This window comes from Paraburkholderia mimosarum LMG 23256 = NBRC 106338 (genome assembly GCF_000739815.1).
GTDB classification, from domain to species: Bacteria; Pseudomonadota; Gammaproteobacteria; order Burkholderiales; family Burkholderiaceae; genus Paraburkholderia; species Paraburkholderia mimosarum.
In genome coordinates this window covers 12,566-32,520 of record NZ_BBJJ01000058.1, presented here as the reverse complement: position 1 = coordinate 32,520, position 19,955 = coordinate 12,566, and the positions used below count along the sequence as shown (strand labels likewise).

Here is a 19,955-nt window from a genome sequence, read left to right as displayed (position 1 = left end):
CGGGCGCTGAACGTCGTTCTGCCCGAGTGGCCAAGCGACTGCAAGTGCTAGCATCACGTTAGCGAAATTCTTCGGTAGACAGGCCGGGCCGGTGAGCGAACGCATGGAAGAGGCGATCATGCGCGGGGCGTCCTCGATGCCCGGCACATCGGCGGGTCACCTTCAGCAATCGGCGAGTGGCGACCGCCTGCCGTTATTCGCCGCACGGCGGCACGGAGGCAAACGATGGAGAACGGCAGACCGCCGCCGCGGCGGGTGACGTACGAGAGGGGGATCAGGATGGGCGGCGCCGGATGGTTCGGGCGATTGCTGGCTGCGGCTGTGGGCGTGATCGCGCTCGTGGCAGCCGCGATGCTTTCGATCGTGCTGCTCGCCGTGCTGTTCGGGCTGGGTACGGTCGTCGCCGGCTATGTTTGGTGGAAGCTGCGCGCCCTGCGTCGGGAGGCCCGTGCGTTCGGTGACGACGGCCGGACCATCGACGTCGAGGTGGTTCACAAAGACATGCCCAGCGACGACTCCGCGAAGCGCTGACGGTCGATCCCACGTGCGGATGCAGTCTTCGCCTTGGCGGCTCGGCACCGTCGAACCGCCATTTTCCGCGCCAAAACAGGGTTGCCACGGAGCATGAATGTGAACGCTGCGAACTGCAAGATCGGCGCGATCCTGGCGATGATCGTCATAAGTAGTGGCTCGAACCATGCGAACGCCCAAACGAGCATGAACACATGGGCCGGGGCGACGGCGCAAACGGTGGCCTACTCGACGTCGCGCCTCCAGAACAGGCCCGACAGTGCGGTGACTCGCGATGTCCGCAGCGCCCTCTGGCGCACACCGAACCTGGATGCATCGGGGATTCGGGTCAGGGCTCGTCTGGGAACGGTTACCCTCACAGGCTGGGTGCCCGAGCGCAGGCAAATCTCGCTGGCTGGCCACGCGGCAAGATCCGTGCGCGGAGTCAGGTCGGTGTCGAACCAGTTGCTATTGCGTAACAGCCGTTAAACGACGCCACGTTCGCGACGATGCCGCAGCCGATTCAGGATCTGCGGCGGCCCGCGCCGAAAACACCTCTGCGGCCAGGATCGTATTTCGGACTCCCGAGCGATTGGTTGGCCGCGTCATGTGGCTTTTTCATTACCGTCGTATTTTTTCGCACCAAATGAGTGCGGTCTCTGCGATTGCGTGCGCTACGAATCCGCCCGTTCTGGCCGGACTTGTGGGCCACGGCTTTTCCCTTTCACGAATGTAATAAAAAACCCGCAAGACACCCGGCGATTTGTATGAAGAAATAAATAGTATTGCCGATAACCCGATTACAAGCAGTGCTGCGTTTCGCGCTACGCGATGGCTCGTCGCTGCAAACAGGTGCCGCCTTCGGAGGTTCAGAGCGAAGGATGGGTTGCATGCGCTCATCAACGAGAAGTGTTGAATCTGCTTTTCCGTTCTGGTTCTTTCATCCTCACCAAAGCGAACTATGAATCTCGGCAATATGAAACTCGGCACCAAGCTGATCAGTGCTTTCATCCTGGTTTCGGTCATCAGCGCCATCGTAAGCGGAATCGGTCTGCACAACATGGCGCAGATCAGCGCGAATGCGGACAAGACCTACCGGCAGGATCTTGTCGGGCTGAACCTGATCCAGCAGGCTAACGCCGACGTGCTGCGGGTCGGCACCTATCTGCGCAACGCTGTTCTGGCGACGACCGCCGAGCAGCGCGCCGGCTCGCTGGGGCAAGCCGACAAGGCGCTCGCTTCCGCACGCGAACACCTCGATCAGGCGGAGCCGCTCGTCTATACCGACAAAGGGAAGGCTACGTTCGCGGATCTCGATCAGGGCTGGCAGGATTACATTCAGGCCTTCAACGAAATGAAAGGGAAGATCAATGCTTCCGGGCCACAGGATCGCGATAGCCTGACCGAATACATGCTGGGCGAATACCACCGCAAGGGTTTCAAGACGCTCGTGCTGATGGGCAACCTGGTCGCGCTCAAACAGGGCGACGCGCAAGCAACCGCCCAAGCCAACGACGCCGTATACGACGAAGGGCGCAATCTGATGCTGGTGCTCGTGGCGTTGTCCGTGTCGATCGGGTTGGGTATCGGCATCTGGATGATGCGCAGCGTAACGCGGCAACTGGGTTCGGAGCCGGCGACGGCCGCTGCCGTGGCCAGGAGCGTGGCCGCCGGCGACCTGAACATTCGCATCGACCTGCGGCCCGGCGACACGAACAGCCTCATGGCATCGCTGAAAACCATGTGCGATGCGCTGATTCGGGTCGTGTCGGACGTGCGCGAGAATGCCGAGGGCGTCGCGGCTGCGAGCGCGCAGATCGCCCAAGGCAACCTCGATCTGTCGAGCCGCACGGAGGAACAGGCGGCGTCGCTCGAAGAAACGGCTTCCAGCATGGAAGAACTGACGGCCGCGGTCCGCCACAACACGGACAATGCAAGGCAGGCGGCCACGCTGGCGGGTACGGCCTCGGGCGTCGCGGAACGTGGCGGCGAAATCGTGGGTCGCGTGGTCGGCACAATGCGGGAAATCTCGACGAGTTCGACCAGAATGTCCGAGATCATCGGTGTCATCGAGGGCATCGCTTTTCAAACCAACATCCTCGCGCTGAACGCAGCAGTCGAGGCCGCGCGCGCAGGCGAACAGGGACGCGGCTTCGCTGTCGTCGCGGGTGAAGTCCGCACGCTCGCGCAGCGCAGCGCTACCGCCGCGAAGGAAATCAAGGAGTTGATCTCCGACTCCGTCAGCCGGGTGGGAGCGGGCTCGGCGCTCGTCGAAGAAGCCGGCGGCGCCATCAAGGAGATCGTGCAGTCGGTGAAACGCGTGACCGACATCGTGGGCGAAATTTCATCGGCGTCAGGCGAGCAAAGCACGGGTATCGAGCAGGTCAATCAGGCGGTCAATCAGATGGACCAGGTCACGCAGCAGAACGCGGCACTGGTCGAAGAAGCTTCGGCGGCAGCCCAGACGATGGCCCAGCAAGCAGAAAGCCTGCGCAAAGCCGTCGCTTTTTTCAGCGTCAACGGCGAGAAGGCAAGCTCATCGCGCGCGACAACGCCGGCGGCGGATTCGTACCGTCCCGTTTCCTCTCGTGCAACGCCGGCAAAGGTTGAGAAGATGCCAGCCGCGTCTTCGAACAGAATTCCGGTGGTCGTTGCAACAGCGGAAACGTCGGACTGGCAGACGTTTTGAACGGTTCCGGCTGATCGATGTAACGATCGATGCCGTAGCCGCGCATCAGAGCAGAAGGCTTCGAGCGGACGGCGATCCGCGATACTCGGAACAGCCAGCGACGTGTGATTGTGGACGGAGACGCCCGTACCCGCAGATCGAGCGGGTTCGAGGAAATAGCGCGATGCCCGACTGCGGGTGGCATGCAGCGCGCTAAAGGTTGTCTCGCCGTCTCCACAACACGGAGCTGCGGCCGGGTTGCCTCGTGTAGATCCCGAATGCAGCGTGTGAATTCCAGTTGGGTGGCGGTGAGATTCGATTAACGGTATCTCGTGAGATCGTAACCAACACTATGGGATCAAACGCTTCGCTCAATGTTTCCAAAATGGTTGTGAAGTCATTGGAGTCCGCCGGAATCGATCACGTGTTCCTTGTCCCGGGAAAGCTGATCTACCCGCTGCTGGATGCAATCGACGATACGCCTTCGATTCGCGGAATCGTCGGCGCTCATGAGACGGGGAGTGCTTTCATGGCTGACGGCTATGCCCGCGCGAGCCGGAAGTTCGGTGTTTGCGCCGGAATCTCCGGCCCGGGCACCATGAATTTCGTGCCCGGCATGGCAGCCGCCCAGGCAGACCGGATACCCATGCTCTATATCGCGGGAGGAATTTCGTCGCGAGCGGAGGGGAAGGGGGCATTCCAGGATGCCACGGCGGGCGGAATATTCGAAAGCGGTGTGGTCAGCAGTCTGGTGAAGGACGTCATCGAACTGAAGAACAAGGACAATGTCCAGGCCGAGATGCGCCGTGCAACGGATGGATTGAACTGGATGCGTCGCGGTCAGTCGTTCATGAGTATTCCTGTCGATATTCAGAAGCAGGAAGTACTTTCCAGCCAGGACGTCGCGCGCCAACCCTACGATCAGGGTGAATTCAACGCGTGTGAAGTACCCGCGAACCGCGCCGCTTTGGAGGCCCTGTGTGATCGGTATCTGCTCCAGTCGAAGAAGGTCGCGTTTCTGATTGGCAGTCGCGGCAACGATGCGGAAACGGCAAAGGTTCTTCTCGAGGTCGCCGAAAAATTCCGGGTGCCGGTCGCAACGACACTGTCGGGAAAGGGAGCGTTTCCGGAAGATCATGTCCTTGCGCTGGGCGTGTATGGATTCTCGAGCCATTCTCGCGCGGCGCGCGTCATCAATTCGGACGAACTCGACGTTCTCGTCGTGTTCGGTAGCGATCTTAACCAGCGCGACAGCATGAACTGGAGCCGGGAGCTGACGGAGGGGAAGGAACTGCTCATCTTCGATGACAGCTTCGACCTGCCGGCGATGGGGCACATCGAGCGTCAAAGAATCTTCTCCGGAATACGCGCGAGCTTCCGCTTGCTGGCGAAGCACGCGGACACCCACCCCGTGGACCTGGCCGCACTGGCAACAAGAAGGGCATGGGCTGCCGAGGTCCACCGGCTCCCGCTCTACGACCACCAGTTCGAGCAACTGGCGGCACGCGTTTCCGACGACGATCCGTCGCTCTATCCCGGCGACGTAGTGAAGCGCTTGTGCCGGCTGCTGCCGAAGAACAGCAACATCGTGGTGGATTCGGGAGCCCACCGTATCTACATGGCCCACTACTGGCTCTCATCCGGTATGGGCAACTATTTTTCGTCGAGTTCCCTTGCGCCGATGGGATGGGCGATCGCAGCCGGAATCGGCGTCAAGCTCGCTGCCCCGGAACGTCCTTGTGTCGTCGTGACCGGCGACGGATGCATGATGATGCACGGAATGGAAATTCAAACCGCGGCCCGCTACCGCGTGAAGATCATCTACGTGGTACTAAATAACTCCGCGCACGGTGCAATCCATATCGACGCGATCAGCAACGGTTCGATCTCCGAGCAGTTCACCCGCCTCCCTCGTCATAGCTGGACGGCGTTTGCTTCCTCACTCGGCGTGACGGCGCGCAGGGTCGAGCGTCTCGATGACCTCGATGATGTCCTCGAAGAGGCGTCGCAACGCGACGGCCCGTTCCTGATCGAGGTGATGACCGGGGTCTTTCCCACACCGAATCGCTACTACGCCGAAGCTGCGGCCTCTTTTTGACAGTGACACCCCGCGCAGCCGCAATTGCGCTCGGATTCCTCGACGGCGATGAATACGACCGCCTCGTCGATCCTGCTGTGCTCGCCGCGGGTGACGCGTCAAAGCGTTGATTCGGCCCGCGCCGAGCTGTGACGGGTGAATCCGCGCGCTTCGTTCGATCTGACAAACTCGGGAATCGACAGTACGACCAGCCGCTGGAATGGCGGCTCTGCACGACAGATGACCGGCAGCACAAGGCCGAGAGCACCAGTTCGACGAGTTCTGCACGGTACTCCTCCGTCCGCGCGAAACCGGCCAATTTCCGCCTCTCGCCTGAGTCGTAGGGTGGCTACTCGAACGGCCGGTTCAGTTCGAACTTTGCCAATCAGGGATCGTGCGTGGCAACATGGGAAGCGATCGGTCAAGACGCGCGAATTGCTCTGCCTGTCGTAGGCATCGCCAGCGGTCCCCATCGACTGTTGCACACCGGCTTCGCGGCAGCGCCGCCCGGTTGAATCCGCCCTGACTCCCCTGGTCCGAGTGCAGGATGACGCCTTCATGGCTTCGCTGCAGCAACGCCATGTCCAGTGCGCGCAGCATCAGTTCGGGTACAAATGGATCGACATTACCAGCCGAAAGGTAGCGAAAGTTATGAGCTTCCGCAGCTAGATCGACGTTCTGAGGCAACACCAGCGGCGTATAAGCTATAAAAAATAAAAAACGGGCGCATCTTGTCATCGCGCCCGTTTCATCGCTTATCGCGCCATATAACCGGTGCCGGTGTCAGACTGTCTTATTGCCAGTCTCATCAGTGCGAGTGCCCGTCCGTTGGCCTTCCACGCGCTCCACCTCGACCTCAGTACCGCGGACTGTATCGTCTATGGTTTCTGTGCGATGGCTTGATTCCTTACCCACAACAACCTCTTCGACAACTCGGGCGGTCTTGGCCACGACCGCCTGCTCGGCAGTTTCGCGAATCTCCACAGCCCCTTCCTTCAGGTCGGACGCTGTCGCGGGACGATCCACTGCTCTGCGTTCGACCGTCGCGTGCTCTTCGCGCAGATCCACCGACTCACTAACCGGTGTTTCCCGCACCCGCGAATAGACGCGCACTCCTCCTGTGTTCACTTCGCGCTTGCCAACCTCCAGCGATTCTTCAACCACTGGGAACGCCTTGCGCTCGGCTGCCACCTCTTCGTCGGTGTACGGCGGTGCATTACGATCATATCCGGCGTAACCGGCGTTGCGCCAGGCGGCGACGCGCGAGTCGATGTCCACAGCACCGGCGGCTTCCAAGGTGCTTCGGATCTTGTCAGCCGACAACTCGTCGGCGACATCCACAGATAACAAAGCGCCGCCGCGACGTACCGCTTCCTGGTAATGACCCGTTTCCTCCGGCTGATCGTCGTCGCCGAAGATCCGCTTGAAGAAGTGTTCGATGCGGCCAACCACGCCCTCGTGGTCGTGACGGTGTGGTGCGCCCGGCGTCGCGCCTACCGCCGACGTGTCGAGGTCCGCGGCCGTACCACCGCTTGTTCCAGTATCTGCGTCACGCGCATACACGTTGATGTCGGAGGGTGCAACGCCTTCGGATTCAAGCCGGCTTTTTGCGTTCTGCGCCTGAAGGTACGAGTCGAAAACAGCAACGAGAGTTTGAGTCATCCCAGATCTCCAAGAGTTCGAATATCGGACTGCGCATGCCGTCATCGCGCATGCACGGCCTCTTGCGCAACAGTCGTTCCAGGCATCACTAACTATCTTTATGCTCTGCCTGCCAGTCTCCGTCCTGCCCTTCCCGACGCTCGACCACCAGTTCTTCGGCACTTAGGGTTACGGCACGAACCACCTGCTGCACTGATTCGGTAGTCGTCACGTGCACCTCTTCTTTCAACATCAATTGCATTCTTACTACCGGCACATACTCGAAGACCGGGATGATCAGTGTGTCGCCTTCCTGACGCGGTGGCTCGCGCTCGTCCACAGCACGGTTAATGCTCACGCGTCGCACTTCGACATGCTGTTCACGCAGCGTCACCCCGAGCGGTTGTTCCTTCTGGTGAATCACCTTCCGGACCCGTACGCCGCCGGTGTCGACCTTCCTAATCGCGACCTCGAGCTCTTCCTGCACGGCGGCTACCTGATCGGCGGGGGCCGACCGCGCCGCAGGCTCATCAGCGTCTCGCTCGGGGTCAGTGGACTCAGGAGAGTTCATGTTTGTCTCCGAAACTGAACACGCTTCCGGGCGCAAGGCGCATGCCGTTGTCGTCGATCGCTTGAGGCGGCAACCGTTCTCTCGACACGACCTTCTTGCCATCGTATTGCAGCCGAATACACCAACTGCCCGGCGCCGCGCTACGACAGCAGGTACTGACGCCATAGAAGGCGAAGAAAAAGGCGATCGCGGCGCTGATGCCGGGTGCGGCGCTTACGCCCCCGCAGAACAGGGATCGGACGTCTTCTTGAGGTCAGCGCCTCGCGCCACGGTGACGCGTCGCCCCCCGTAGGCGACGTACGGAAGCCTGACTGCGCAAGCGAGCCGCTCGGCCCTATGCCGCACGCTTCGATATCTGCCGATTGGCAGGTCGCAGCCCGATGCTGTCCGCCGGAACGCAACCCGTGGAATGCCGCTTGCGGTTGTCCGGTCGCCGGATTTCCCGGCGAAATCCTTAGCACAGCAAATATGGAGATCGACCATGCGACTTCTAGCAACGCAGGATGGACTGCCACGCGTTTCGTGGGGCGCGGTGTTTACGGGCGTCGTTATCTCGCTCGTGATTTATCTGGTGATGAGCGTACTCGGTACTGCAATCGGTGCATCGCTGCTCAGTCCTTTGTCCCAGCCAGATCCCACCCGCGGATTCGGCGTTGAGTCAGGCGTCTGGCTGATTCTGACAACCGTTACCGCGGTGTTCGGCGGAGCCTATTTTGCGGGTCGATGCGCGCCCGTACTTGGCTGGTTGCATGGCCTTCTGGCATGGGCTGTCATGATTCTCTTTGTTGTTTTTCAAATGGCGACACTGATTGGCGGCGCAGTCAGCGTTGCGGGCAACGTGGCGTCGGCCGGCGCGACAGCAGGCGCCGCCGCGAGTCAGTCCGGTGCGAAGGATCACACAGTCACTTCCCTGACGCAACAGGCGCGAAGCGCTATCGCATCCGCCACAGCTGCGGCATCCAGTCCGCAAGCAGAAGCAGACGCGCGACAGGCGGCTGACACCGCGGCACGGGTTGTGGCCCGTGCAAGCTGGTTCTCCGTGGCCGCACTGGTCGTTGGGGCCATCATCGCACTCGTTGCAGGAGGCCTCGGGTTCCGGCACCAGCCGGCGGTTGAAAGCGGCGTCGCCGCACGATCGACGGACGCAGCAGGGGGGGCGCGCTTCACCGATGAGCCGGACGACGCGATGCGGCGACGGGCGCGCTAGCCGGGGCTCTGGCCAGTTTCGCACCGGCGTAGAACGGACACGCGGAGACGGGCCGCCTCGGATTCCTGTTTACGGACAGACCGCCGTGCCCGTACAAGACCGTTCTTCGCGCCACTTCCCGTAGCCTTTATGGCGCGATTTGTCAAAAGCCGACGTCGCATGAGAGTCGGCGACTAGCGTCGGAGGAACGCCCGATGCTGCTGCTTCAAAAGTGAAAAGCCCTCATTGGGCTTGCCCTGGCCGGCTCGCATTGGCCGGGCACCGATACGGAGCCGTGCCAAGAAATCGATCGCGGATGGAGGCCACATGAACTCGAGCTACCCGACCTGGTATCAGTCGCTTTGTGCTACGGCGTGCCGCGCCGTATCCTCGGGCCTCGTGGCGGGGCTGTGCGCAGCCGGCACGGCCGCCGCGCGATCGGTCAACGAAGGTAGCACCGCATTTGCGCCATTGAATGCGGTCACCCATTGCCTGTGGCCGCGCAGCGCATTCCGGCAAGAGCGCTTCAGCTTGCGCCACACCGTGACCGGTTTTGCCATCCACGAGGTGTCCGCGATCTTCTGGGGGATGTTGTTTGAGACGCTGATCGACCGCATGCCCGACGCGCGCCAGAGGCAGCAGCCGTTCGCGACCGCAACGGCGGCGGCAGCAACAGCGGCGACCGCGTATGCGGTCGACTACAAGGTCGTGCCGCGGCGCCTCACGCCGGGGTTCGAAGCGCACCTTTCCGGCAAATCGCTGGCCGCCGTTTACGTGGCGCTGGGCGCCGGACTGTTTGCGGTCGCAATGCTGCGGCGGCCGGCGTGCTAGCGGGTCGCCCAATCATTGACGCGCTCTCTTCATTGGCTTTCCGCAGGGCAATGGGAAGCGACCGCCACCTTGGCGACAACATTCCGAAGAACATTACGCCGAAGACGGAGAGGCCGAAGTCGACCGAGCCACAAGAGCCACTGGGAGGCATGCGCCGACGGGCCCGTATAGAGTCGAAAAGAGACATTCGGCAAATCCGCTTTCGATTTTTTGCTGCGGTCTCCGGCAGTGGACAGGCAAGTGGAAAATGACGACTGCGGAGAGGCTTGGGCGACTTCTGCGGGACGCCGAAGCCAGGCTACCCGGTTCAGATATGCTGGATTCTTGTGTCGCGCATATGGGACTCCGCAGGTCCGGAGCAACCTAGTCAATGTGAAACACTTTGTCCATCATTGCCCAATGCTCGCCCTGTTTTCGCGACTCAAGGGGCACTTGACATGGGGCGGTCAATTTCCACCACCTTTGTGTTTCTGGATCGGCCGCAATCGCGGCCATATCCGCCTCGAAGTCTGCCCCGACGTATTCCCAGTATCCGAAAAGAAGATTTTCCGGCTCCTTGAGAAATATCGAGTAATTGGTGATATTGGAACGCCGGATCCGCTCGACAATCGCTGGCCACGGAGCCGCGTGCAGCGCCTTGTATTCGTCGATCTTCTCGGGCTTGATGTGGATGACCATTCCCATTCGTTGCATTGAGTGTTCTCCGTGTCTCGCTTGCGTACTCGAGTGGCGATCTGTCGGGTGCGCATATTTGTCGTGCTTAGGCTGCGGCCTTCGTAGCGGCGTATTCGTCCCCAACCATCATCTTGACTACCGATTCGCCGTCGGTTTCACTCACCCGCTTTTCTCCCACGGCCTCGCCACGTCGAAGAACGAAGATGCGATCCGACACACTGAAAATATCGAGCAGATTGTGCGAGATCAGAATGACCGAGACACCTTTTTTCTTCAGCCCAAGAATCAGTTCCATCACCTTTCGCTGCTCTGGCACACCCAAAGCAGCCGTGGGCTCGTCCATGATCAGCACCCGCGCATTCCAGTAAATCGCGCGTCCGATTGCGATCGCCTGGCGCTGGCCGCCAGAGAGCATCTTGACCGGACCGTGGATCTTCTTCTCCGGAATGACGATGTCGAGCTGATCCAGCACCTCGCGTGCGACGCCAGCCATGCGCGCGCGGTCGATGGTACTGACGCCAAAGCGACGGTTCACCGGCTCACGTCCCAGAAAGATGTTGCTGCCCACATCGAGGTTGTCAGCAAGCGCAAGATCCTGGTAAATCGTTTCAATGCCTCTCGCGCGAGCGTCGTGAGGGTCGCGCATGTCGAGAGGTTGACCGTCGAAAAGCACCTCGCCTTCACTCGGTTGATAAACGCCCGAGATGATCTTGATCAACGTCGACTTACCTGCACCGTTGTCACCACACAATGCGACGACCTCGCCGGGGTAGACTTTCATCGACACTCTTTTGAGCGCCTCGACGCCTCCGAAGCGGATTGATACGTTGCGCACTTCAAGTAGCGGTTGGTTCATAATCAGACTCCGAGACGTTCCTTGTACTGGTCGATCAGCACCGACACGATGATCACGACGCCAACTGCGATGAACTGCCAGAATGCATCGACGTTGATGAATACCAGACCAAACTCGATCACAGCGATGATCAGGGCGCCGATCAACGTGCCGATCAGGTTGCCGGTACCGCCAAACAGGCTTGCGCCTCCGATTACGACCGCGGCAATGGAGTTGAGCAGCATCGGTTCGCCAGCCGTGGCCGATCCGGCAGAGAATCGAGCCGTATAGACGATGCCGCCTACTGCCGCGAACGCGGCCGCAAGCATATAGATCACGATCTTGTGCCGACGTACGTTAATGCCTGCTCTGGCAGCAGACTGCTCATTGCCACCAACCGCATAGGTATATTGGCCGAAGCGGGTGCGCGAAAGGATGAAGTGCATGACGGCCAGCAGGATCACCGTGACAATGACGGGATTCCACCCGGAGCCGAGCCATTGCAGGCCCGGGTTGTCCACTGATACAGTCATGCCGCTGCCTGCAGCGAGGAAGCCGGCACCGCGGGCAATACCGTACATCCCAAGCGTCCCAATAAATGCCGGGACACGATATCGCGCAACGAGCGTGCCGTTAATAGCGCCTGGAATGACTGATACAGCAATGGTCAGCGGCACAGAGAGGCCGAGCGCCCACGGGGATGAGCCTCCGAGCAAAGTGAACTGGGCAGCGCACACCGCTGCAAGGCCCATGACGAATCCGACGGACAGATCGATGCCCGCAGTGATGATCACGAACGTCTGACCAATCGCGAGAAGCATCGGTGCGCTTGCCGCAAGTGCTATCGACTGCAGGTTGTAGGCATTGAAAACGAAGGACCTCTGCTGGATCACCTGCGACCAGATTTCAAAGAAGAGGCAGAGCACAGCCAGGAATAGCCAGGGCCAGAAACGGCCAACCAGGGCCTTGTAGTCGATCGTCCTGGGAGCGGACGATGTGCCTGTCGCTCGTGGCTGACCAGAAAGTAAAGAGGCCTTTTGCATTGCAATGTCTCCAGATAGCTCTTGCAAATCACCGACGGCGGTTTCGAGCCGCCGCTGGCAAAAATCAGTTGGAGTAGATGTATTGCTTGACGTCAGTGTTGTCGATGTTCGACTTGTCCATGACGACGAAACCGGTGCTTTTCTCCTTCGGGACCGGCTTTCCGCGGATTGCGTCGACTGCATACTTGACGCCGTAGTAACCCATGTCGGCTGGCCGCTGGGCAATTGCGTAGTCGACCAGGCCGCTCTTAATATCCTTGTCGATGCCCGGTACGGCGTCGAACACGATCAGCTTGACTTTGCCGCTCTTCCCGGCCATGTGGATCGCCTGCGCCACACCTTTGCCGGAAAAGGTATTCGTGCCGAATACGCCGGATAGACCAGGCTCGCGCGCCATCACACCCGATACATCCGAAACAGCCTTGTTCGCGTCGTCTTCGCTATACAGCGTCGGCAGCACCTTGATGTTCGGATACTTCTTCATTTCTTCCTGGAAGCCCTGCACCCGCGCATCGGTGCTCGAGACGCCAGGTTTGAGGCTTTCGCAGAAGACAGTGCCCTTTTCACCGATCGCCTTCGCCAGCGTTCGCGCTGCAATACGGCCGCCTTCCTTATTGTCAGACGCCACGAACGAAAGCGGGAAATCCGCGTTTCCGCTGCCCGTCTGATACCGGCCGGTGCCGACGTAGGTGTCGACAGTGATGACCTTGATTCCCGCGTTCTTTGCTTCCGTCAGGGGCTCGATCAGTTGCTGTGCATCCACGGGAGAAACCAGGATCGCATCCGGACGCTTGGCAATGAATGCCTTGAGAATCGGCACCTGCTCCGTTGTGTTCCAGCTTTTCGGAAGCTGGAAAAGCAGCTGGGTGTTGTCCTCCGCCGCCGCCTTCTGGGCACCGCGGTACATCGTGAAATAGAAGGGATCGACCACTCCGGGCAACAGGGCCACAACGGGGTGCTCCTTGTCTGCATGGGCCGGGGGTGCGGCAAGCGCCGAGAGCATAAGCGCGCCCATTACTGCACTGATCAAACGACGGCGTGTACGCACGGGATGTGTTGTACACAGCGGTTTCGTCAAGCTGTCCATGTCTGTCTCCTGTCTCTTTCCGGGTTTGAAAGCTCAGCGGGGTGCCGGGTTTTCCGGCGAAACGTTTAGCGAAACGTTTCGTTGAATCTAAGACCTCTTGTGCACGAAGTCAATTAACCTCGGGTAAACATGAACAGATCGGAGCGAAAAGCGGCTAGTAGGACGCCGAATTTTTGACTTGCGTGGTGGAAACCCGGATGTCTCTCTCGACCCGTGCTTGCTATAAATCACTCAAACGAAACGTTTCGCTAAACGTTTCGCCAGCTAACGAAATTGACGGAGACGCGACTCATGTACACGAGGCAGGCGATGCATGAACTGGATATCGAAGACACGTTGGCCAGCGAGCAGCTGAAGGAGCTCGACGAGAATGGATTTTTCGTCGTCGAAGATGTGCTGAGCCCGGACGAGTGCCGTTCGATGGCCCGCGAATTTGAGCGGCTCCATGAAGCCGAGCGCCTCACGGGCGGACATGAAGTTCACGTCGAGCCCGGCGCGCGGCGCGTGTCTAACATCTTCAACAAGACGTCAGTGTTCGACAAGTGCCTGGAACTGCAGCCGGTGCTGGCCGCAGCACATAAGCTGCTGGGGGAGATCAAGGTGCACGGCGCCAATCTCCGCGATCCGGTGCAAGGGTTCGGTCACCAGCAATTGCACGTCGACGTGCCAAAGTACTTCGAAGATGACTGGTGGGTCGTTAATGCCGTCATCCTGTTTGACGACATGACGCTGGATAACGGCCCGACACGGGTTGTGCCCGGGTCGCACAAATGGGCACCGATTAACGTGCCTGTTGTCAACCAGGGCGACTGGGAGCCAGGCCCCATTTCCGAAGCAGATCGCAAACGGATTCCCGCCGATCTGGACGCGCCGTATCCAGGTGAGGTCTATCTGACCGGTCGGGCTGGCACCGTTTTCATCATGAACGCGTCGGGCTGGCACAGCGGTACACTCAAAAAGAACGACGCAAACCGCCGGGTACTGCATCTAACGTATACTCGGCGCGACCTCCCGCAGCAGCTCGTCCAGATCGACCATCTCACCCCGGAACTGTACGAGCGGATGTCACCTGCACAGCGGTTCCTGCTCGAAATCGAGCCGCCCCGCACGGCGGACGGCATCTTGCGGCAGCCGAAGCGCGAGCATGCGGGATGGTGGAACTGAACGGGCAGGAAGCTCGGGGCACAACTGCGCAGCGGGAAAATCATGGCAACAATGAAGGATGTCGCACGTCTTGCGGAAGTAAGTCTGGCGACCGTCTCGGCGGTCCTGTCGGGATCGACCTACGTGAGTCCCGACCTCACGGAGCGAGTGCGCGTCGCTGTCAAGGCGTTGGGTTACGCTCCGAACACAGTCGCAAGCAGCCTGAAAAAGGGGACCACCAAGCTATTGGGCTTGGTCGTCCCTGACATCACTAACCCATTCTTCACCGAGTTCGTGCATTCCATTCAGAAACGCGCTCATGTCCAAGGCTACTCTGTACTGTTATTCGACAGCGATCGGGATGTTGAGCACGAGCTCGCCTATCTTCGCATGCTCCGCGCCCATCTGGCCGTCGGCACGATCCTCTGTGCATCGGCACCGGAAGAAGCCTACGAAAAGGTTTGTTCCGAGATCGGCATCATGCCTGTCGTAGCGGTCGACCACGTGGTGTGCCCCAACGAATGGGATTCGGTTGCTCTCGATAACGTTGCCGCAGCACGCCTTGCAGTTCAGCACATCCTGGAATTTGGCCATCGGCGCGTCGCAATCATCTCCGGTCCGCAGAACCTTCTGCCTGGTCGTGATCGCTTGCGCGGCTTCACCCAGGCGCTCGCAGCCGCGAATCTGCCGGTCAATCCCGACTACGTGAGACAGGGTGCATTCGGTGAGCACGACGCCTATACCGCAGCGCTTGAGCTAATGGATCTCCCGGAGCCGCCGTCAGCCATCTTCGTGGCCAATAATCAGATGCTGATTGGCACGATGCGCGCATTGGCGGAAAAGCGTTTGGCGTGTCCCAAGGACATATCAGTCACCGCGATCGACGATTTTCCATGGGCGAACGCTTTCTCCCCCGCACTGACCACAGTCCGGCAGCCCGTTGACGCGATGGCCGAAGCGGCGCTCAACATGCTGCTCGAGCGCATCAGGGGAGACGAGCGAAGCCCTCGGCATATGGTCTTTCCGCCGGAACTGGTCGTGCGTCAATCGTGTAGCAGTCCAGCGGCGTTCGGCGAAACGGAAAGTCAGGGGGCCGGCCGGACTGCAAGCGCGACGGCACGCGACAGTTCCAACAAAAAGTCGCGCGTGAAGAAAACGGATTTAGCGGGAACGGAAGAAAACATCGTTCTTCCGACGGCTGCCCGCTGACTGTCATACATATTCACGCCTGGCACTCCAGTCAAAGCTGACGGCTGAGTTTGATCAGCGCATTACATATGCGATATCCAGATGATTAGGATGCCAAATTGGTAATGTCATCATTTAACTCTCGAGTCAATCGACGCACTAATGGTAAAAGGAGCCGTCATGAAGGTTGATGCACATCAGCACTTCTGGACGACTGCGCGAAGCGACTATGGCTGGCTCACCCCTGATCTCGCTCCACTATGGCGAGACTTTTTGCCATCGGACCTTGCGCCACTTGCGCCACTTGCGCAGGCGAGCAAGTTCTCCGGCATGGTGACAGAGGCGCCACCGGGTTATGCCGACGATGCTTTCTCGCCCTACTTCGCTTTCCTGCTCTCGCGATCTGGCGCTCAGCGCCTGATGTGGGGGAGCGACTGGCCGGTCCTGAATCTGAACGGCGATTACGTGTCGTGGCACGCATGCGTCGAACGACTGTCCTCCAGTCTCGTCGAGGAAGACCGGGCGGCAATCTTTGGCGAAACAGCCCGCTCGTTTTACCGGCTGTGAGATCACGCCCACGCCGGTGAGACTGGAATCAGCGGGCAGCGTGCTATGCGCAATCCCTCGGTCAAGGATCATCTGCACTTGCCTTGCGTTCAGCGCGGCGAATCGAATGCGAAGGAGACAAAATGGAAATCCAGAAACGACTGTTCCGGCCAGCAAATGGCGGTGCTTTCCCCAACCCGATCGGCTTCGGAGGCGCGCCTCTCGGCAACCTCTTTTCAGTCGTGCCCGACCAGCTTGCTGAGGAGACGATACGGGCCGCGTGGGACAGCGGAGTCAGATATTTCGACACGGCACCCTTCTATGGCACCGGCCTGTCAGAGCGGCGTATGGGGCAGATACTCCGTGAGATGCCGCGCGATGACTTTGTTCTGTCGACGAAAGTCGGCAGACGGCTCATCCGTGATGAATCGGTGCCGTCGACGCAGCATGGCTACGTCCATGGCCTGCCTTTTCGCGTCGAGTACGACTACTCATCCGACGGTGCGTTTCGTTCCATTGAGGATAGCCTGAACCGCCTGGGCGTTGACCGGCTCGACGTCGTGTACATCCACGATATAGCCGAAGACACGCACGGCCCCGATTGGGAAAGGCAATACCGCACTGCTATCAACGGCGCAGCCCGGGCGCTTTCCGATATGCGCGCACAAGGCTTGATCCAGTCGTGGGGCCTTGGCGTCAACCGGGTTGAACCGTGTGTCAGGGCTCTGGCTGACTCGGACCCCGACATCTTCCTGCTCGCGGGGCGTTACACCTTGCTGGATACAACGGCCCTGAACAGTCTGATCCCCGCGTGTATGCGGTGCGACGCGAAACTGGTGATCGGCGGCCCCTATAACTCCGGGCTCCTTGCTGGTGGCACAACGTTTGAATACAGCACCGCGCCAAGGGAAATGGTTGAAAAGGCATCCCGGATGGCAGTGCGCTGCGCTGAGTTTGGCGTGAGCCTCAAGGCCGCAGCGTTGCAATTCTGCAGCGCCCCCGAGCCTGTTTGCGCGGTAATTGCAGGGGCACGAAATCCTGACGAAGTTCATGAGAATGTGAAACAGATGTCCGTGCGCATCCCACGAGGTCTCTGGCAAGCGTTGAAACACGATGGCCTGATCCCGGAGCACGCGCCCGAACCCACGCCGCGATAGACGCATCGGCGCGCGCCGCACTACAAGTATCAGACGATCGGAGGCAGTATGAAGACCTCAACAGCAGACGCAGATGTCACCGTGCGACTGCATCCCGATGACGATGTGATCATCGCGCTGCAGCAGCTTGTGGGTGGCACAACGGTGGACGGTGGCCGCGTAACCGTCCGGGGGCTGGTGGCCCCTGGTCACAAGGTCGCCTCACGTGCCATCCAGCAAGGCGAGCCGGTTCGACGGTACGGGCAGATCATCGGCTTTGCCTCGTGCGACATCGCATGCGGCGACCACGTCCACACGCATAACCTGTCGATGGGCAGCTTCGACCGCGACTATGCGTTTGGAAAGGACGCAAAGCCAGCGCCCGTCGCGAGCCGTGCGAGCTTCATGGGTATCGTCCGTCCTGATGGACGCGTCGCGACGCGCAACTACATCGGCATTCTTACGTCAGTGAACTGCTCTGCGACCGTCGCACGTGCCATTGCAGACCACTTCAAACCTGGAGTGCTACGCGACTATCCAAACGTGGACGGGGTCGTCGCACTCACGCATGGCCAGGGTTGCGCGATCGACTCACAAGGAGAAGGCCTGGCACTGATCCGTCGAACGCTCGGTGGGTACGCACGACATCCTAATTTCGCGGCGGTGCTCATCGTCGGACTCGGGTGCGAGACCAACCAGATTGGGGGCCTGCTCGAAAGTCAGGGTCTTGAGGCGGGCAACACGCTGAAGGTCATGACCATTCAGGCTACCGGTGGCACGTCGCGCACAGTGGCGGCTGGCATCGACGCTGTGCAGGCGCTGCTGCCAGAGGCCAATCGCGTGAAGCGGGAGGCAGTCGACGCAAGTAATCTCGTGGTTGGTTTGCAGTGCGGCGGGTCCGACGGCTATTCGGGTATCTCGGCGAATCCGGCGCTTGGTGCTGCGGTCGACCGTCTTGTTGCCCACGGCGGCGTTGCCATTCTGTCCGAGACACCGGAAATATACGGCGCGGAGCACCTGCTCACCCGCCGCGCCATTTCACGCGCGGTCGGAGAAAAGCTGATCGAGCGCATTCACTGGTGGGAAACTTATTGTGCACGCATGGGCGCAGACCTGAATAACAACCCGTCGGCGGGTAATAAGGCAGGTGGCCTGACGACAATTCTCGAGAAGTCGTTGGGCGCTGTGGCCAAAGGCGGCACGACGAACCTGATTGCTGTTTATCGCTATGCGGAGCCGGTATCGGCACACGGTCTGGTTTTCATGGACACCCCGGGCTATGACCCCGTCTCGGCAACCGGCCAGGTAGCAGGCGGAGCCAACCTGATCTGCTTTACAACGGGGCGCGGCTCTGCATACGGCTGCGCGCCTTCGCCCTCGCTGAAACTGGGCACCAACAGCGAACTATGGCGCAGACAGGAAGAAGATATCGACCTGAACTGCGGAGAGATCCTCGACGGAACGAGGAGCGTCGACGAAATGGGCCAGGAGATTTTCGAGCTCATGCTGGCAACCGCATCGGGTATGCGATCAAAGAGTGAGCTTCACGGCTACGGACAAAATGAGTTCGTACCCTGGCAGATCGGCGCGATCACCTGACCTTCACACAGAGACATCATGAATGCATCAACCCAGCCCAACTGGCTGCCGTTTGATCTGGACTCAGCGCGCCTCGTCGGCCGCATGTGGCGACATACCGAAGCGGGAGAAGGCCCATGTGTGATCGCTATCCGTAGGGGAGAGGTCTTTGACATTACGGAGTCCGCAACGACGATGGCGGACCTGCTCGATCGCGCTGACCGCGTGCAAATCGCCAGCCAGGCGCCAGGGGAAGCTCTTGGGCCCGTCACAGAACTCCTGACGCAGACCCGCGCGGCCCGCGCTTGCGGCAAGCAATATATTCTCGCGCCATGCGACCTGCAGGCTATCAAGGCATGCGGCGTTACCTTCGCAGTTAGTCTCATCGAACGCGTGATCGAGGAAGAGGCTGGCGGCGACCGCGACAAAGCGGCTAGTGTGCGAGAAAACATCACCGCACTGATCGGCACGGATCTGTCGAAAATCTGCCCAGGTTCTGATGCCGCGGCAAGACTGAAGGAAGAGTTGTTGCGCCGTGGCGCGTGGTCGCAATACATGGAAGTCGGTCTTGGGCCGGACGCTGAGGTCTTCACCAAGTCGCAACCGATGTCGGCCGTGGGCTTCGGTGCCCCAATCGGATTGTTGGCTTCGTCGGGCTGGAACAACCCCGAGCCTGAAATCGTTCTGGCCGTCGACAGCAGGGGCGAGCCAGTAGGCGCCACGCTTGGTAACGACGTCAACCTGCGCGATATCGAAGGACGCTCTGCGTTGCTGCTCGGCAAATGCAAGGACAACAACGCCTCCTGCGCGATCGGCCCATTCATCCGCCTCTTCGATGGCGACTTCACTCTGGACACTGTTCGACAGACGAGCGTGTCTCTGCGCGTGGAAGGCGCTGATGATGATTTCGTGCTGGAAGGTGTGAGTCACATGAGTCAGATCAGCCGCGACCCGGCAGATCTCGTCGCGCAAACCCATGGCGATCACCACCAGTATCCAGATGGATTCATGCTCTTTCTCGGCACGATGTTTTCGCCGATCATGGATCGTGATGCCCCGGGATCGGGCTTTACCCACCACCTCGGTGACCTCGTGACAATCTCGGCTCCGCCCCTTGGTGCTCTGGTCAACACCGTCGGTTTATGCACGGAAATCGCTCCGTGGACCTTCGGTGTTCGTGCGCTGTATCGCAATCTCAGCAGCCGGGGACTAACAGGTCTTTGACCGGCATCGTAGCGCC

General features: G+C 60.1%; 19 protein-coding genes. 12 read left to right on the top strand and 7 right to left on the bottom strand.

Annotated features, from left to right (window positions below; all coding sequences use genetic code 11):
- The first annotated feature begins 225 nt into the window (after nucleotides 1-225).
- The 4 genes from BMI01S_RS28425 to BMI01S_RS28410 all read left to right on the top strand — a co-directional run bounded on the left by BMI01S_RS28425 (nucleotide 226) and on the right by BMI01S_RS28410 (nucleotide 5,276).
- On the top strand, nucleotides 226-531 hold the full coding sequence (locus BMI01S_RS28425; RefSeq protein ID WP_028232089.1) for a hypothetical protein: 306 nt from the start codon (nucleotides 226-228) through the stop codon (nucleotides 529-531).
- Between the two features lie 93 nt (nucleotides 532-624).
- A complete protein-coding gene (locus BMI01S_RS28420) occupies nucleotides 625-999 on the top strand; it encodes a BON domain-containing protein (protein ID WP_028232090.1) in 375 nt (124 codons plus the stop codon).
- A gap of 472 nt (nucleotides 1,000-1,471) precedes the next feature.
- Nucleotides 1,472-3,199: a methyl-accepting chemotaxis protein gene (locus BMI01S_RS28415; protein WP_028232091.1), complete on the top strand. Its 1,728-nt coding sequence runs from the start codon at nucleotides 1,472-1,474 to the stop codon at nucleotides 3,197-3,199.
- 364 nt (nucleotides 3,200-3,563) lie between these two features.
- Nucleotides 3,564-5,276 carry a thiamine pyrophosphate-binding protein gene (locus BMI01S_RS28410; protein ID WP_244884672.1) on the top strand — a complete coding sequence of 571 codons (1,713 nt, stop codon included), beginning with the start codon at nucleotides 3,564-3,566 and terminating at the stop codon, nucleotides 5,274-5,276.
- A 345-nt stretch (nucleotides 5,277-5,621) separates the two neighbouring features.
- Here the strand turns inward: BMI01S_RS28410 and BMI01S_RS42080 are convergent, their stop codons facing one another.
- The 3 genes from BMI01S_RS42080 to BMI01S_RS28400 all read right to left on the bottom strand — a co-directional run bounded on the left by BMI01S_RS42080 (nucleotide 5,622) and on the right by BMI01S_RS28400 (nucleotide 7,467).
- Nucleotides 5,622-5,993 carry a hypothetical protein gene (locus BMI01S_RS42080; protein ID WP_169745491.1) on the bottom strand — a complete coding sequence of 124 codons (372 nt, stop codon included), beginning with the start codon at nucleotides 5,991-5,993 and terminating at the stop codon, nucleotides 5,622-5,624.
- Nucleotides 5,994-6,038: 45 nt separating this feature from the next.
- Nucleotides 6,039-6,917 carry a YsnF/AvaK domain-containing protein gene (locus BMI01S_RS28405; protein WP_028215004.1) on the bottom strand — a complete coding sequence of 293 codons (879 nt, stop codon included), beginning with the start codon at nucleotides 6,915-6,917 and terminating at the stop codon, nucleotides 6,039-6,041.
- Between the two features lie 88 nt (nucleotides 6,918-7,005).
- Nucleotides 7,006-7,467, bottom strand: coding sequence for a YsnF/AvaK domain-containing protein (locus tag BMI01S_RS28400; RefSeq protein ID WP_028215003.1), 462 nt, complete (start codon nucleotides 7,465-7,467; stop codon nucleotides 7,006-7,008).
- A gap of 481 nt (nucleotides 7,468-7,948) precedes the next feature.
- Here BMI01S_RS28400 and BMI01S_RS28395 point away from each other — a divergent pair, with 481 nt between their 5' ends.
- A complete protein-coding gene (locus tag BMI01S_RS28395) occupies nucleotides 7,949-8,674 on the top strand; it encodes a hypothetical protein (protein WP_042291322.1) in 726 nt (241 codons plus the stop codon).
- A gap of 450 nt (nucleotides 8,675-9,124) precedes the next feature.
- Nucleotides 9,125-9,484 carry a hypothetical protein gene (locus BMI01S_RS28390; protein ID WP_306303741.1) on the top strand — a complete coding sequence of 120 codons (360 nt, stop codon included), beginning with the start codon at nucleotides 9,125-9,127 and terminating at the stop codon, nucleotides 9,482-9,484.
- A gap of 363 nt (nucleotides 9,485-9,847) precedes the next feature.
- Here BMI01S_RS28390 and BMI01S_RS28385 read toward each other — a convergent pair whose 3' ends face one another.
- The 4 genes from BMI01S_RS28385 to BMI01S_RS28370 all read right to left on the bottom strand — a co-directional run bounded on the left by BMI01S_RS28385 (nucleotide 9,848) and on the right by BMI01S_RS28370 (nucleotide 13,124).
- On the bottom strand, nucleotides 9,848-10,162 hold the full coding sequence (locus BMI01S_RS28385; protein WP_244145419.1) for an L-rhamnose mutarotase: 315 nt from the start codon (nucleotides 10,160-10,162) through the stop codon (nucleotides 9,848-9,850).
- An 82-nt stretch (nucleotides 10,163-10,244) separates the two neighbouring features.
- Nucleotides 10,245-11,015, bottom strand: coding sequence for an ATP-binding cassette domain-containing protein (locus BMI01S_RS28380; protein WP_028215000.1), 771 nt, complete (start codon nucleotides 11,013-11,015; stop codon nucleotides 10,245-10,247).
- A 2-nt stretch (nucleotides 11,016-11,017) separates the two neighbouring features.
- Nucleotides 11,018-12,037 carry an ABC transporter permease subunit gene (locus tag BMI01S_RS28375; protein ID WP_051381500.1) on the bottom strand — a complete coding sequence of 340 codons (1,020 nt, stop codon included), beginning with the start codon at nucleotides 12,035-12,037 and terminating at the stop codon, nucleotides 11,018-11,020.
- Nucleotides 12,038-12,101: 64 nt separating this feature from the next.
- Nucleotides 12,102-13,124, bottom strand: a complete 1,023-nt coding sequence (locus BMI01S_RS28370; RefSeq protein WP_081723521.1) for an ABC transporter substrate-binding protein — start codon at nucleotides 13,122-13,124, stop codon at nucleotides 12,102-12,104.
- A 291-nt stretch (nucleotides 13,125-13,415) separates the two neighbouring features.
- Between BMI01S_RS28370 and BMI01S_RS28365 the strand changes: the two genes are divergently transcribed.
- The 6 genes from BMI01S_RS28365 to BMI01S_RS28340 all read left to right on the top strand — a co-directional run bounded on the left by BMI01S_RS28365 (nucleotide 13,416) and on the right by BMI01S_RS28340 (nucleotide 19,939).
- Nucleotides 13,416-14,288 carry a phytanoyl-CoA dioxygenase family protein gene (locus tag BMI01S_RS28365; protein WP_051381501.1) on the top strand — a complete coding sequence of 291 codons (873 nt, stop codon included), beginning with the start codon at nucleotides 13,416-13,418 and terminating at the stop codon, nucleotides 14,286-14,288.
- 42 nt (nucleotides 14,289-14,330) lie between these two features.
- Nucleotides 14,331-15,476, top strand: coding sequence for a LacI family DNA-binding transcriptional regulator (locus BMI01S_RS28360; protein WP_051381502.1), 1,146 nt, complete (start codon nucleotides 14,331-14,333; stop codon nucleotides 15,474-15,476).
- A gap of 159 nt (nucleotides 15,477-15,635) precedes the next feature.
- The gene (locus BMI01S_RS28355) at nucleotides 15,636-16,022 is read left to right on the top strand and encodes an amidohydrolase family protein (RefSeq protein WP_028232097.1); all 387 of its coding nucleotides are present in this window, start codon (nucleotides 15,636-15,638) and stop codon (nucleotides 16,020-16,022) included.
- A gap of 122 nt (nucleotides 16,023-16,144) precedes the next feature.
- Nucleotides 16,145-17,158 carry an aldo/keto reductase gene (locus tag BMI01S_RS28350; protein ID WP_042291318.1) on the top strand — a complete coding sequence of 338 codons (1,014 nt, stop codon included), beginning with the start codon at nucleotides 16,145-16,147 and terminating at the stop codon, nucleotides 17,156-17,158.
- Nucleotides 17,159-17,206: 48 nt separating this feature from the next.
- Nucleotides 17,207-18,736, top strand: coding sequence for a UxaA family hydrolase (locus BMI01S_RS28345; RefSeq protein WP_028232099.1), 1,530 nt, complete (start codon nucleotides 17,207-17,209; stop codon nucleotides 18,734-18,736).
- Nucleotides 18,737-18,754: 18 nt separating this feature from the next.
- A complete protein-coding gene (locus tag BMI01S_RS28340) occupies nucleotides 18,755-19,939 on the top strand; it encodes a fumarylacetoacetate hydrolase family protein (protein ID WP_028232100.1) in 1,185 nt (394 codons plus the stop codon).
- Nucleotides 19,940-19,955 lie beyond the last annotated feature (16 nt).

Excerpts from the sequence above, each read along its gene's own strand:
- BMI01S_RS28425 (WP_028232089.1), top strand. The coding sequence starts at position 226 with ATGGAGAACGGCAGACCGCCGCCGCGGCGGGTGACGTACGAGAGGGGG.
- BMI01S_RS28420 (WP_028232090.1), top strand. The coding sequence starts at position 625 with ATGAATGTGAACGCTGCGAACTGCAAGATCGGCGCGATCCTGGCGATG.
- BMI01S_RS28415 (WP_028232091.1), top strand. The coding sequence starts at position 1,472 with ATGAATCTCGGCAATATGAAACTCGGCACCAAGCTGATCAGTGCTTTC.
- BMI01S_RS28410 (WP_244884672.1), top strand. The coding sequence starts at position 3,564 with ATGGTTGTGAAGTCATTGGAGTCCGCCGGAATCGATCACGTGTTCCTT.
- BMI01S_RS42080 (WP_169745491.1), bottom strand. The coding sequence starts at position 5,993 with ATGACAAGATGCGCCCGTTTTTTATTTTTTATAGCTTATACGCCGCTG.
- BMI01S_RS28405 (WP_028215004.1), bottom strand. The coding sequence starts at position 6,917 with ATGACTCAAACTCTCGTTGCTGTTTTCGACTCGTACCTTCAGGCGCAG.
- BMI01S_RS28400 (WP_028215003.1), bottom strand. The coding sequence starts at position 7,467 with ATGAACTCTCCTGAGTCCACTGACCCCGAGCGAGACGCTGATGAGCCT.
- BMI01S_RS28395 (WP_042291322.1), top strand. The coding sequence starts at position 7,949 with ATGCGACTTCTAGCAACGCAGGATGGACTGCCACGCGTTTCGTGGGGC.
- BMI01S_RS28385 (WP_244145419.1), bottom strand. The coding sequence starts at position 10,162 with ATGGTCATCCACATCAAGCCCGAGAAGATCGACGAATACAAGGCGCTG.
- BMI01S_RS28380 (WP_028215000.1), bottom strand. The coding sequence starts at position 11,015 with ATGAACCAACCGCTACTTGAAGTGCGCAACGTATCAATCCGCTTCGGA.
- BMI01S_RS28375 (WP_051381500.1), bottom strand. The coding sequence starts at position 12,037 with ATGCAAAAGGCCTCTTTACTTTCTGGTCAGCCACGAGCGACAGGCACA.
- BMI01S_RS28370 (WP_081723521.1), bottom strand. The coding sequence starts at position 13,124 with ATGGACAGCTTGACGAAACCGCTGTGTACAACACATCCCGTGCGTACA.
- BMI01S_RS28365 (WP_051381501.1), top strand. The coding sequence starts at position 13,416 with ATGTACACGAGGCAGGCGATGCATGAACTGGATATCGAAGACACGTTG.
- BMI01S_RS28360 (WP_051381502.1), top strand. The coding sequence starts at position 14,331 with ATGGCAACAATGAAGGATGTCGCACGTCTTGCGGAAGTAAGTCTGGCG.
- BMI01S_RS28355 (WP_028232097.1), top strand. The coding sequence starts at position 15,636 with ATGAAGGTTGATGCACATCAGCACTTCTGGACGACTGCGCGAAGCGAC.
- BMI01S_RS28350 (WP_042291318.1), top strand. The coding sequence starts at position 16,145 with ATGGAAATCCAGAAACGACTGTTCCGGCCAGCAAATGGCGGTGCTTTC.
- BMI01S_RS28345 (WP_028232099.1), top strand. The coding sequence starts at position 17,207 with ATGAAGACCTCAACAGCAGACGCAGATGTCACCGTGCGACTGCATCCC.
- BMI01S_RS28340 (WP_028232100.1), top strand. The coding sequence starts at position 18,755 with ATGAATGCATCAACCCAGCCCAACTGGCTGCCGTTTGATCTGGACTCA.